The following is a 12,583-nucleotide window of genomic DNA, read 5'->3' on the forward strand; positions in this document are numbered from 1 at the left end:
TGAAAAGAGTGTAGGGGTGACTCCAGCGGGATTACAAGCGGAAGCTGAGACCTTTTCTAAGATGTGAAGAACGCCACTCTAGAAATTTCATCAAAACCAGGCGCCCCAATTGAGGCGCTCTTTGCCTCGGTTGGGGTGAATGGTTTTGATGGGGATTTCTGGCGTTCGCAACTCGATTTTGGCTCAGCCCGCGGAACGCTTCCCCTACACAAATAGAATATACAAAAGGGAGTTTCTCAATAATAACGAGAAACTCCCTTTGCTGGATTTTGACCCATTCTATTTATATTAAATCTACACTAGGATTCGACTTAGTGTAGACGTCACAAGCTCCTGATCAAGCGGCACTAGACAGTCTTCGTTGAAGTGGGCCATTAGATAATGAGCGAATTCTTCACGCAGCACATGATCGGGGACTCGTTCGAGCGCATCTAAACTTGCTACTAATACATTCACGTCTTCTCGTCCGTAATGAGCAATTCCAGAAAACGTTTGATGCAATAGATGGCGCGCTTGATGATTAGGAATCACTAGACGGCCTTCTTCATTAGTGAGTTGCGTATAAGAACTACATAAGCTAAGTGCGCCAGGCAGTAGCGCCCCGATATGACGTATACATAGAATTGCCGTGTTCGGATCGTTAATGCCGGGAGAAATGGCGCGCAATGCAATCTCCACTAGCTTTTGGATACTATAGGCAATGTCTTGATCCGCCGAAGGCTCTGGTCCAATTGCAAAATACTCTTTTAGGTCTAGCTCGCACTCTCTATCGGAGTATAGAGTCACTAATCTGTCTGAGGAAGTGACAAAACCTCCTATTGGAAAGTGAATCTCTACATGAGCCTGATTCTTTTTAGTGAAGTCGAGTAATTTTTCAAACTCGACAAATTGAATATAGCCGTAAGCTGGTGAAGATATGTACTGGACTGAGCGTTCAGATACAGTGGGACGTTCTCCTAGAAGTGCATGTGAATAGTTCGTGTAAAGCTTGTTATAACGTTCTAGCACTCCTTCAGCATCCGCGGTTAAATCAGCGACAAGATTGCTTACTTGAATTGAAGTAGCAACATTATGGATGAAATATGCAAAAAACGCTAAACAGACTACTGCAAACACCACTCCCACAACTGCCGAGATGACATTATGATCTATGGAGGCTTCTCTCATAAATAACAAGGACAATATGGAATAAACAAATCCACCCATAAAGATTCCTAAAACTCGCATCGTCACTTTATCTGAAATAAAGTTTTTTAGCACACGTGGCGAGAACTGACTTGAATAGGTTGTTAACACGACCATGATCGTTGAAAAGGTAATCGTCGTCATCGTCAATAGAGCCCCAGCAATCGTGCCAAGTATCGTTTGTGCCAGGTCCACTGTAGTCAACATGAAATACGGTAGTGTATCGACAAGTTCTCCGATGTAAAGGGTGTCGAGTAAAACGGTAGCGATTGCTAGCAAAGCAGAAAATATAGTGAACACAGTGGGTGTGAACCAAATGCTCTCGTTTAGTCGAAATAAAAATTTTTTCATATGTCTCCCCCTTTCAAGTAGTATAGCAGGTTTCTAAACAATTCTACTCAGGGAATAGAAGAACAAAACCTACTAAGGGGGAAGTGCAATGGAAGAAACAAAACCGTGGGTACGTCGGTTCAGTCGAGTGGGCTATATGACCAAGGGACTCGTCTACATGATCATTGGGATATTGGCACTGTTAGCCGCTTTTGGTACAGGTGGTGAGACGACGGGAACAACAGGTGCCGTAGAGAGCATTTCCACAATGCCATTTGGGAAATTACTGCTTTGGATCATTGGAATCGGTTTATTTGGCTATATCACTTGGAATTTGATTAAAGCTATCAAAGATCCTCAAGGAGAAGGGAGTGATACGAAAGGCTGGATCAAGCGAATCGGCTATTTTGTTAGCGCCATCATTTATGGCAACTTGGCTATTGCAGCAATATTGTTAGCGCTTCGTCAAAAATCTTCCTCAGGTGGAGAATCTGAAAAAGAAATCTCAGCGCGTCTCATGGAACAACCTTTCGGAGTATGGCTTGTAGGACTACTAGGACTTATTATTATAATTTATGGGATTTACGAGCTTCAAAGCGGTGCCCGTTTAAAGTTTATGGAACAATTAAAAACTCATGAGATGAGTGCAAAAGAGAAAGATGCAGCAGAAAAAGCCGGTCGCGTTGGATTGATAGCACGTGGTGTGGTGCTAAGTATGATCGGATTCTTCTTTATTCGTACAGCATGGACACATAACCCAGAAGAGTCAAAAGGAGTGGAAGGAGCCTTAGATGAACTAGCGTCCCAACCTTATGGAATGGTGATTCTCGCTATTGTATCTGCTGGATTCATTCTTTATGGGATTTATCAAATCATTCGAGGTCGCTACGAACGCATGAACTACGGCCGCCAATCTTAATATTTTGAGAAAATTAGAAAAATAGCTTCCATTTTTTTCGATTGAGCGTATAATTGCATATAATATATTGCAATATACTGCATTTCGAGAAAGGTGGAATTTTTTATGACTGTTCATGTGGAAACTTCAATCTGCCAAGATAGAAAAGCGAAAGTGCCGGACCAACAGCTCGTCTTTGGACGCACTTTTACAGACCATATGTTTGTGGCGGATTACTCAGAAGGTGCAGGGTGGCACGATTTTCGTATTCAACCTTATCAACCTCTAGTGCTCGACCCTTCTGCCATTGTTCTGCACTATGGTCAGACCGTGTTCGAAGGTTTGAAAGCTTATAAATCGCCTACAGGCAAAGTTCGTCTATTCCGCCCTCGACTAAATTTTGAGCGAATGAATGAATCGTGTACTCGAATGTGTATGCCTACGGTCGATCCAGATGCCATGCTCGATTCGCTAGTTGAATTGTTGCGACTTGAAAAAGACTGGATTCCTACTGCCCCAGGTACAAGCTTATATATTCGTCCTTTTATGATTGCGACAGAAGCTTATTTAGGAGTTGCACCTTCACAGAAGTATCAGTTTATGATCATTTTGTCTCCGGTCGGATCTTACTATAAAGAAGGCATTGCACCTGTAAAAATTTTAGTTGAGAGCCAATATGTGCGTGCAGTCGCTGGCGGTACGGGCACTGCTAAGACGGCCGGGAACTATGCTGCAAGTTTAAAAGCGCAACAAGCTGCAGGTTCGGAAGGTTACGCGCAAGTGATGTGGCTAGACGGTGTTGAAAGAAAGTACATTGAAGAAGTAGGAAGTATGAATGTGTTCTTCAAGATTGACGGCAAAGTATACACCCCTGCACTTAATGGCAGCATTCTAGATGGGATCACTCGTCGCTCCATCATCGACATTCTTCGTTATTGGGAAGTTCCTGTCATTGAGCGTCGCATTTCTATGGAAGAGATTCGTGAAGCTCACCGAACTGGGAAGCTCGAAGAAGCTTGGGGAACAGGGACTGCGGCAGTCATTTCTCCTATTGGAGAATTCAAGTGGCAGAATGAACTGTTTTACGTAAACAATGGGCAGACGGGTGAGTTATCGGCGCGTCTTTACGATACAATCACGGGATTACAGACGGGAGAAATGCCAGATCCATTCGGTTGGACAATTGAGTTTGAATAATCCAGCTTCCACATAATTTATTAGTGCACAAGTGAAGTTAAAAACAAAAGAGTGTAAAGTGTGTAGGGGTGACTCCAGCGGGATTAAAAGCGGAAGCTGAGACCGAGGCTCAGCCCGCGCCCGCGGAACGCTTCCCCTACACACAATAGAACATAAAAAAAGGGAGTCTCTCACTACGAGAAACTCCCTTTATTGGGTTTTATCCCAATTTCAATTGTTACTTACGTTTGTTGCGTTTAGATAAACGGCCGACTGCAAAAGCAGCTGCAGCTAATCCGATCATTTTGTTCGTATCTTTCGTGAACACTTGCTTCACGACAAGGTTCATGTTTTGTGGACGCTCTGCAAGACGACGCATGAAGTAGCCATACCAGTCTTGACCAAACGGCACGTACACACAGAAGTTGTAGCCTTCATCAGCTAATTCTTTCTGCATATCTGTACGGAATCCATAAAGCATTTGGAACTCGAACTTGTCAGTTGGGATATCATTTTCTTTCACAAATTGCTTCACATGATTGATCACGTTGTGGTCATGAGTCGCAATAGAGGTGAACTTTCCATTCAATAGATGGTATTCGATTAACTGGATGTAATTTGCATCGATTTCTTCTTTTGATTGGTACGCTACTTCAGCAGGCTCTTTGTAAGCGCCTTTTACAATGCGAAGACGGAAGTTCTTGTATTTCTGAATATCTTCTTCAGCACGGAAGAAATAAGCTTGAATTACAGTTCCCACATTGTCATAGTCTTTTGATAGTTCGTCTAGAATATCAAATGACGGTTGTAAGTGTTTGTTGGATTCCATATCAATGTTGATAAAGATATCCGTTTTGCTAGCGTGTGCTACGATGTCACGTAGATTTTCTAAAGCAAAGTCATAATCGATATCAAGACCAAGTTGAGAAGGCTTCAATGAAATGTGAGCGTCTACTTGGTGCTCGTTGATTGCATCGACAACAGCTAAGATTTGTTCTTTGGCTGCAAGAGCTTCCTCGCGTTCAAATACAAATTCACCTAGGTTGTCCACTGTAGCGGAAATTCCCATAGCGTTTAATTTTTTGATGCTTTCAATGGTTTCTTCGACAGTAGTTCCAGCAACAACGTGTTGTGCGCCCATTTTCAGACCATAACGTTTAGCTGCAGCATTCAACGCTTGGTTCTCAGATAACGCGATAAAAAAATCTCTTAACATGGCGATTCCCCTATCTATTCAAATTACTAAAAGTATATCATATATCGCTTCTGAAAACGATGATTCTGAAAATTAGGAAGATGTCTAGGTAAAGGCTTTATTTTCTATGACTGTGGGTATACTTTAAGAAATAGGTCGTCCGTCTTTTGACAATTAAATAGGCATCCTATATACTTTCCTAGAGTTTCAGTGTTTTAGCTGAAACTTCTTGTATGTAAACCACGTCTAGTTATAGAACCAGAGTTCTGTGAAAATTATAGTTCTAAGTAGAAAGAGGAGGAGAGACATGCTAGCCTATGCATTGGTCTTGGCATTTGTCGCATCCATCGTATTTACTCCGCTCGTAAAGCGTCTTGCTTACCGTATCGGAGCTGTGGATCGTCCCAATTATCGTAAAGTTCACGCGCGCATCATGCCGCGCCTTGGTGGTCTTGCCATCTATTTGTCGTTTATCGTAACTTATTTAATCTATCGTCCAGACGGCGATTTTGATAAAGCGTTATTAATAGGAGCTACTATCATTATCATCACGGGTGTCCTTGATGATATGTTAGAAATCACAGCGAAAGCGAAAATGCTGGGTCAACTTGCCGCTGCTGTTGTCATCGTTGTGTATGGTGAGATTCAAATCGAATTTATTAATCTTCCGTTTAATGGGAATTTAGAGTTTGGTTATTTTGCGATTCCCCTCACTATCATTTGGATCGTAGGAATTACCAATGCAGTAAACTTGATTGACGGATTAGATGGTCTTGCAGCAGGTGTTTCTACAATTGCACTAGTAACTTTATCTGCTATGGCGATTTTAATGGGGAATCCATTTGTAGCTACTGTAACCGCAATACTAGCAGCTAGTACACTTGGTTTCTTAGTATTTAACTTCTATCCAGCGCGCATCTTTATGGGGGACACCGGAGCCTTGTTCCTCGGATTTATGATCTCCGTATTCGCGTTGCTTGGTTTTAAAGGAGTTACGATGTTCGCCTTGATCATTCCAGTCATCATGCTAGGCGTACCTGTATCCGATACGTTCTTTGCTATCGTGAGACGCCTCCGTGAGAAGCAGCCATTATCTGCAGCAGACAAATCCCATTTGCATCACTGTTTGTTAAATGTCGGATTTACACACCGTCAAACGGTTTTGATTATTTATGCGATTGCTTCTTTGTTTGGTATGACAGCTTTAATTTTCTCTCAAGCGACACTTTGGGGTGCTCTTCTCCTTGTAGCAGTCATGTTAGTCGTGATAGAGTTGTTTGTCGAAATTATTGGTTTAGCAGGCAAGAATTACCGACCGCTACTCAACTTCTTGAAATTCACAAAATAACAAAAAGCAACTTCCGAAGAAATTGGAAGTTGCTTTTTTTGTTGTTCGCTGTACAATAATAGGTATAGAACATTTGTTCGATTAAGGAGTGAGTAAAATGCCTGTTTTGTCAGAAGAGATGTTGGATGCTCTTGAAAAACTCATTTATTTGCCAATGGTGATGACAGTACTGGCAAAAGATCGCGAGTTGTTTCGCAAAGCTGGCTTTAAATTGCCAAGACCTTATTTAGAGCTTTTGGATCAGGCGGACAGAGCAGTGCAGCAAGAATTGAAACAGGTGCATCAAGTGATTCGAAGCCAGGGACTTAAAGTCGTGAGAGGGGAAGGAGATGAGTTGTTTACAGAATATATCTTCTTCCATCAAGGATACGAAGAGCATCGTCGTTATTTAAACGTACGTCTTCGTAACCAAGTAGAAGAATATTTACAACTTTATTTAGGTAAGAAAGGAGAGGCAAACGACAAAAATTGATGCCTGTCTTCTACGTTTTTTAAATAAGCGGCCCGTAGAGCATTAGCAAGTACAATTTGCCTGTTCAAAGTCGTGAAAGAAGAATTGACTGTGACAATTTCTCCGTTGGTTAAGTGAATATCCGTAAATCCGTTGGCGACCGCTGACTTTTTATGAAGGGCAATGGCATGGAGTGCCACCCAAGTGTTTAAAGGAGAGCGGGGGGACAACAGAGGAACTAATACAAACAATTGTCCAGCTACATTTTCTACCACAATGGGAATTTTATGATACGGGCCAAGTAATTCATTTGCTTCTTTAATTGCATAACCTATAGATTTTCCGCAAAATTCAAATGTGTTTTTTACTAATGTAAAACAGTCGGCGGCATAAATGGTTTTTGTGCCTGATAAGGTGATCACTTCTGCTTGTAAACGCAAATCGCTGAAGACTGGGCGCACAATGGCTGTATCCAGCGTTAAGTATGTATCTTTATCTACTCGTTTTCCGTTCAAATAACATAGCCCCTTCGTCTTATATTACTTCCTATTATACCGATAAATGGAAGTGAGACAACTGTTATTATTGGATTATTTAAAAAACAAAGTCTAGTTCATTTAGTTTGAATTTTCTAAAAAGTGATTGCAAATAAAGAAAGTGTTGCTATAATAGAAATCAAAAGAGGTGAATATTATGGATAAGTACTATTCATACACAGATTTTCTAAAAGCTATGTCAGACACGGGAACAGAGAACACATCGGCCGCGCTGCTGCAAGAAATCTATCTGGATATGTTCTTAGACCATATTCACCGAGAGCAGCTCATAGAGAGACTAGAGAAGCGCATCGATGAAGCCTTGGACTTGGGGGATCGAGAAAAGTTCATGCTGTATACAAATCAGCTCAAAGAGCTACATAAAAACGATTAAAAACTGCCGATGTGCAGTTTTTTTTCGTTTATAAAAGGTTATCAATTGCGAAAATAAACAGGAAGGACTACTATAAAAACATACGTTCGTTTTTAACTGCTAGTTAAAAAGGGTATAGCATACCAACGATAAATGGAAAGACTTATTAATAGAAGGAAGTGTGACACATGGCCGAAGAATCCCTCTTTGATCTGCAAGCCCCATACGAACCTGCAGGGGATCAAATCAATGCAATTCAAGAACTGATTGAAGGTGTCCAACAGGGCAAACGTCATCAGACACTTCTCGGTGCAACGGGTACAGGTAAGACGTTCACCGTTTCAAACGTAATAAAAGAAATCAATCGTCCTACCCTTGTCATGGCCCACAACAAGACACTTGCAGGACAGCTTTATAGTGAGTTCAAAGAATTTTTTCCAAATAACGCAGTGGAATACTTTGTTAGTTATTACGACTACTACCAACCTGAAGCCTATGTTCCTCAGACGGATACTTATATAGAAAAGGATTCCAGCATTAACGATGAAATTGACAAGCTACGTCACTCGGCGACGTCAGCTTTATTTGAACGTAAAGATGTCATTATCATCGCTTCCGTTTCTTGTATCTATGGTTTAGGGAATCCGGAAGAATATAAAGAGATGGTCGTTTCCTTGCGTACAGGAATGGAAATTGAACGCAATCAATTGCTTCGCCGTCTTGTAGATGTACAATACGAGCGCAATGATATCAACTTTGTTCGAGGGACTTTCCGTGTTCGAGGAGATGTAGTCGAGATCTTCCCTGCGTCTCGAGACGAAAAATGTATTCGAGTCGAATTTTTTGGGGACGAAATTGATCGAATTCGGGAAGTGGATGCGTTGACCGGTGAGATTGTGGCAGAGCGCGACCATGTTGCTATTTTCCCAGCATCCCACTTCGTCACTCGAGAAGAGAAGATGCAAATTGCCATCGGGAATATCGAGAGAGAACTGGAAGAGCAGTTGGAGAAATTGCGCGGGGCAGACAAGTTACTCGAGGCCCAACGTCTAGAGCAACGTACCAATTACGATCTTGAAATGATGCGAGAGATGGGCTTCTGTTCAGGAATTGAGAACTACTCCCGCCATTTGACACTCCGGGAAGCGGGTGCGACTCCTTATACGCTACTCGACTACTTCCCAGATGACTTCTTGCTAGTCGTAGATGAAAGTCACGTCTCTTTACCACAGGTCCGCGGCATGTATAACGGTGACCAAGCTCGTAAATCAGTACTAGTGGAACATGGTTTCCGTTTGCCTTCAGCTTTAGACAACCGTCCATTGAAGTTTGAAGAGTTCGAAGACCGCATCCATCAAGCTATCTATGTATCGGCGACACCAGGCCCTTATGAGCTCGAACACTCGCCAGAAATGGTTGAGCAAATCATTCGTCCGACGGGACTGCTGGACCCGGTCATTACTATTCGACCAATTCATGGACAGATTGATGATTTGATTCACGAAATCAATCTACGAGCAGAACGCAATGAACGTGTGTTAATTACGACATTGACGAAGAAGATGTCGGAAGATCTAACGGATTATTTGAAGGAACTGCAAATTAAAGTCCAGTACTTACACTCGGAGGTTAAGACGCTAGAACGGATTGAAATCATTCGAGAATTGCGTCTTGGAACTTACGATGTATTGATTGGAATCAACTTATTACGAGAAGGTTTAGATATTCCGGAAGTCTCTCTTGTAGCGATTTTAGATGCAGATAAAGAAGGTTTCTTGCGTTCGGAGCGATCGCTGATTCAGACAATCGGTCGCGCGGCACGTAACTCAAACGGTGAAGTCATTATGTATGCGGATAAGATCACGGATTCTATGCAAAAAGCCATTGATGAGACGAAGCGTCGTCGCACCATTCAAATGGAATACAATGAGAAACATGGTATTACACCAACAACTATTGCTAAGAAAGTGCGCGAGGTCATTCGAGCTACTCAAACTGCAGAAGAGACCGAAACTTATGCACAGCAATTAGTTTCCGGTAAGCAGCTTTCCAAAGAAGAGCGTGCCACTCTCATCACCAGCTTAGAAAAAGAAATGAAAGATGCTGCACGTGCTCTCAACTTCGAGCGAGCGGCTGAACTGCGAGATGCACTTCTAGAATTGAAGCTGGAGGGAGGAAACTAGATGAAACATCAAGAGATTCGAATTGAAGGGGCTCGTGCCCATAACTTGAAAAATGTGAGTGTGACGATTCCTCGTGACAAGCTCGTCGTCATGACGGGACTTTCAGGATCAGGAAAATCCTCACTTGCTTTCGATACAATCTATGCAGAGGGGCAACGCCGCTATGTGGAGTCGCTTTCTGCTTATGCCCGACAATTTTTAGGACAGATGGATAAACCGGATGTAGATACCATTGAAGGATTGTCTCCAGCCATCTCAATCGACCAAAAAACGACAAGTCGAAATCCTCGTTCTACAGTAGGTACAGTGACAGAAATCAATGATTACCTACGTCTTTTATATGCGCGAGTAGGAAAGCCCATCTGTCCGAATCACGGGATTGAAATCACATCTCAAACTATCGAACAGATGGTAGACAGAATTATGGAATATCCGGAACGCACAAAGCTACAAGTGCTAGCACCAGTGGTGTCTGGCCGAAAAGGGACACATGTCAAGTTACTTGATGACCTGCGCAAACAAGGCTATGTCCGCGTGCGTGTCAACGAAGACCTGATTGACTTAGACGATAATATTGAATTAGAAAAGAACAAGAAACATACGATTTCTGTTGTGATTGACCGGATCGTGATCAAAGAAGGCGTGGAAGCGCGCTTAAGTGATTCATTAGAAGCAGCTCTTCGTCTCGCAGAAGGGAATGTCATCATTGATGTAATCGGAGAAGAGGAATTGCTGTTCTCCGAACACCATGCGTGCCCTTACTGTGGGTTCTCCATCGGGGAGCTAGAGCCTCGGATGTTTTCATTTAACAGTCCGTTCGGTGCATGCCCAGATTGTGACGGACTTGGAGTCAAGCTTGAAGTGGACCCAGAACTTGTCGTTCCAGATATGACACTGTCACTTGAACAGGGAGCGATTGTAGCTTGGCAACCGACAAGTTCCAACTACTATCCGAAGCTTTTAGAAGCTGTAGCCAAGCATTACAAGATTTCAATGAAAAAGCCAGTAAAGGATTTGCCAAAAGACCAATGGGAGAAAATCATGAAGGGGTCTGGCAAAGAAAAACTACGATTCCGTTATGTGAATGAGTTCGGCCAAGTACGGGACAATATGATTTATTTTGAAGGCGTACTTGCGAACATAGAACGACGCTATAAAGATACTTCTTCAGATTACATTCGTGAACAGATGGAAAAATACATGGCGGAGCATGCCTGTCCGACATGTAGTGGCTACCGTTTAAAAGAAGAATCTCGTGCCGTGAAAGTACGCGACATGCACATCGGTGAAGTGAGCGAGTTTTCTATTGAAGAGGCTCAGGCCTTCTTCAATTCCCTCTCTTTATCAGAGAAAGATATGCAAATTGCCCGTCTGATCTTACGTGAAATCGAAGAGAGGCTTGGATTCCTTGTAAATGTGGGATTGGATTACCTGACCTTAAGCCGTGCAGCAGGAACTCTTTCAGGTGGAGAAGCACAGCGTATTCGATTGGCTACTCAAATTGGCTCACGCTTAACTGGAGTGCTCTACATTTTGGATGAGCCATCGATTGGACTTCACCAACGAGACAACGACCGTTTGATTGGAACGCTCCAGAGCATGCGTGATATCGGAAATACACTGATTGTCGTCGAGCATGACGAAGATACCATGATGGCGGCAGATTACTTGATTGACATCGGCCCTGGAGCAGGGGTCCACGGTGGTGAAATTGTAGCAGCGGGTACTCCGAAACAAGTGATGAAAAACAAAGCATCCCTCACGGGTCACTATTTGAGCGGGAAGAAGTTCATTCCAGTTCCTACAGAACGCCGAGTATCAGACGGAAGAAAATTGACAATTAAAGATGCAACTGAAAACAATTTAAAAGGCGTCACTGTCGACATTCCTTTAGGTGTTTTCACTGCAGTAACGGGAGTGTCTGGTTCAGGGAAAAGTACATTGATCAATGAAATCTTGTACAAGTCCCTAGCACAAAAGATCAACCGCGCAAAAACGAAACCGGGTGCCAGCAAAGGCGTCACGGGAATCGAACAACTCGAGAAAATCATTGATATTGACCAGTCTCCGATTGGAAGAACTCCAAGATCTAATCCGGCAACTTATACAGGCGTTTTTGACGATATCCGTGATGTCTATGCTTCTACCAATGAAGCAAAAGTGCGCGGATATAAAAAAGGTCGATTCAGTTTTAATGTTAAAGGAGGCCGTTGTGAGGCGTGCCGCGGGGACGGGATTTTAAAAATTGAAATGCACTTCTTACCGGATGTCTACGTACCCTGTGAAGTGTGTCATGGGAAGCGCTATAACCGAGAGACTCTTGAAGTGAAATACAAAGGCAAGAACATCTCAGATATTTTAGAGATGACGATTGAAGATGCCGTTGTATTCTTCGAAAATCATCCGAAAATCTCTCGCAAGCTGCAAACCATTGTAGATGTAGGACTCGGATACATGACATTAGGTCAGCCGGCAACAACTCTTTCAGGTGGTGAGGCACAGCGAGTCAAATTGGCGAGTGAACTTCACAAACGCTCAAACGGTAAGAGCTTCTATATTTTGGACGAGCCGACGACTGGATTGCATGTTGATGATATCGCACGATTACTAGTTGTCTTGCAACGCTTAGTAGACAATGGCGACAGTGTACTTGTGATTGAACATAACTTAGATGTCATCAAAACGGCTGACTACATGATTGATCTCGGACCTGAAGGCGGGGACAAAGGAGGGACTCTTGTCGCAACTGGAACTCCGGAAGAAGTTTGTGAAGTGTCAGAATCCTATACGGGACGCTACTTGAAACCTGTTCTTGAACGTGACAAGGCTCGTATGGAAGAAGCGCTAAAAAAGGCGACCAAAGTAAAAGCGTGACGATTGCTTGAAACTTTTTCATTTGAAATACGTA

At 42.8% G+C, this 12,583-nt stretch carries 10 protein-coding genes; 7 read left to right on the forward strand and 3 right to left on the reverse strand.

Annotated elements, in window-relative coordinates:
• Window positions 1–294: 294 nt before the first annotated feature.
• Complete coding sequence (locus CQS04_RS08335) at window positions 295–1,536, reverse strand: DUF2254 domain-containing protein (RefSeq protein ID WP_100353691.1); 1,242 nt, start codon at window positions 1,534–1,536, stop codon at window positions 295–297.
• An 88-nt stretch (window positions 1,537–1,624) separates the two neighbouring features.
• On the opposite strand from CQS04_RS08335, the gene CQS04_RS08340 reads away from it, so the two are divergent.
• Both CQS04_RS08340 and CQS04_RS08345 read left to right on the forward strand, forming a co-directional pair.
• Entirely contained in the window at window positions 1,625–2,434 is an 810-nt protein-coding gene (locus tag CQS04_RS08340; RefSeq protein WP_100353692.1) for a DUF1206 domain-containing protein, read from the forward strand.
• Window positions 2,435–2,539: 105 nt separating this feature from the next.
• Entirely contained in the window at window positions 2,540–3,610 is a 1,071-nt protein-coding gene (locus CQS04_RS08345) for a branched-chain amino acid aminotransferase (protein ID WP_100353693.1), read from the forward strand.
• A 217-nt stretch (window positions 3,611–3,827) separates the two neighbouring features.
• Here the strand turns inward: CQS04_RS08345 and CQS04_RS08350 are convergent, their stop codons facing one another.
• Window positions 3,828–4,805, reverse strand: coding sequence for a proline dehydrogenase family protein (locus CQS04_RS08350; protein ID WP_100353694.1), 978 nt, complete (start codon window positions 4,803–4,805; stop codon window positions 3,828–3,830).
• 286 nt (window positions 4,806–5,091) lie between these two features.
• Here CQS04_RS08350 and CQS04_RS08355 point away from each other — a divergent pair, with 286 nt between their 5' ends.
• Together CQS04_RS08355 and CQS04_RS08360 are read left to right on the forward strand one after the other, a co-directional pair.
• Entirely contained in the window at window positions 5,092–6,132 is a 1,041-nt protein-coding gene (locus CQS04_RS08355) for a glycosyltransferase family 4 protein (RefSeq protein WP_100353695.1), read from the forward strand.
• A 97-nt stretch (window positions 6,133–6,229) separates the two neighbouring features.
• Window positions 6,230–6,604, forward strand: coding sequence for a YhjD family protein (locus CQS04_RS08360; protein WP_100353696.1), 375 nt, complete (start codon window positions 6,230–6,232; stop codon window positions 6,602–6,604).
• Here CQS04_RS08360 and CQS04_RS08365 read toward each other — a convergent pair.
• Window positions 6,565–7,098, reverse strand: coding sequence for a competence protein ComK (locus CQS04_RS08365; RefSeq protein WP_100353697.1), 534 nt, complete (start codon window positions 7,096–7,098; stop codon window positions 6,565–6,567). The two genes, CQS04_RS08360 and CQS04_RS08365, sit on opposite strands and share 40 nt — an antisense overlap.
• A 178-nt stretch (window positions 7,099–7,276) precedes the next feature.
• Between CQS04_RS08365 and CQS04_RS08370 the strand changes: the two genes are divergently transcribed.
• The 3 genes from CQS04_RS08370 (at window position 7,277) to uvrA (ending at window position 12,549) form a co-directional block, all read left to right on the forward strand.
• A complete protein-coding gene (locus tag CQS04_RS08370) occupies window positions 7,277–7,513 on the forward strand; it encodes an IDEAL domain-containing protein (protein WP_100353698.1) in 237 nt (78 codons plus the stop codon).
• Window positions 7,514–7,680: 167 nt separating this feature from the next.
• Window positions 7,681–9,675 carry an excinuclease ABC subunit UvrB gene (gene uvrB, locus CQS04_RS08375; RefSeq protein ID WP_100353699.1) on the forward strand — a complete coding sequence of 665 codons (1,995 nt, stop codon included), beginning with the start codon at window positions 7,681–7,683 and terminating at the stop codon, window positions 9,673–9,675.
• Window positions 9,676–12,549 (forward strand): excinuclease ABC subunit UvrA, encoded by a 2,874-nt coding sequence (uvrA, locus tag CQS04_RS08380; protein ID WP_100353700.1) that lies wholly within the window; start codon window positions 9,676–9,678, stop codon window positions 12,547–12,549.
• The last annotated feature ends 34 nt before the right edge of the window (window positions 12,550–12,583 follow it).

This window comes from Chryseomicrobium excrementi (assembly GCF_002798305.1).
In the GTDB taxonomy this organism is placed as follows: domain Bacteria; phylum Bacillota; class Bacilli; order Bacillales_A; family Planococcaceae; genus Chryseomicrobium; species Chryseomicrobium excrementi.

What these genes read in the sequence shown, in the direction of transcription:
- CQS04_RS08335 (WP_100353691.1), bottom strand. Translation starts at nt 1,536, where the DNA reads ATGAAAAAATTTTTATTTCGACTAAACGAGAGCATTTGGTTCACACCC.
- CQS04_RS08340 (WP_100353692.1), top strand. Translation starts at nt 1,625, where the DNA reads ATGGAAGAAACAAAACCGTGGGTACGTCGGTTCAGTCGAGTGGGCTAT.
- CQS04_RS08345 (WP_100353693.1), top strand. Translation starts at nt 2,540, where the DNA reads ATGACTGTTCATGTGGAAACTTCAATCTGCCAAGATAGAAAAGCGAAA.
- CQS04_RS08350 (WP_100353694.1), bottom strand. Translation starts at nt 4,805, where the DNA reads ATGTTAAGAGATTTTTTTATCGCGTTATCTGAGAACCAAGCGTTGAAT.
- CQS04_RS08355 (WP_100353695.1), top strand. Translation starts at nt 5,092, where the DNA reads ATGCTAGCCTATGCATTGGTCTTGGCATTTGTCGCATCCATCGTATTT.
- CQS04_RS08360 (WP_100353696.1), top strand. Translation starts at nt 6,230, where the DNA reads ATGCCTGTTTTGTCAGAAGAGATGTTGGATGCTCTTGAAAAACTCATT.
- CQS04_RS08370 (WP_100353698.1), top strand. Translation starts at nt 7,277, where the DNA reads ATGGATAAGTACTATTCATACACAGATTTTCTAAAAGCTATGTCAGAC.
- uvrB (WP_100353699.1), top strand. Translation starts at nt 7,681, where the DNA reads ATGGCCGAAGAATCCCTCTTTGATCTGCAAGCCCCATACGAACCTGCA.
- uvrA (WP_100353700.1), top strand. Translation starts at nt 9,676, where the DNA reads ATGAAACATCAAGAGATTCGAATTGAAGGGGCTCGTGCCCATAACTTG.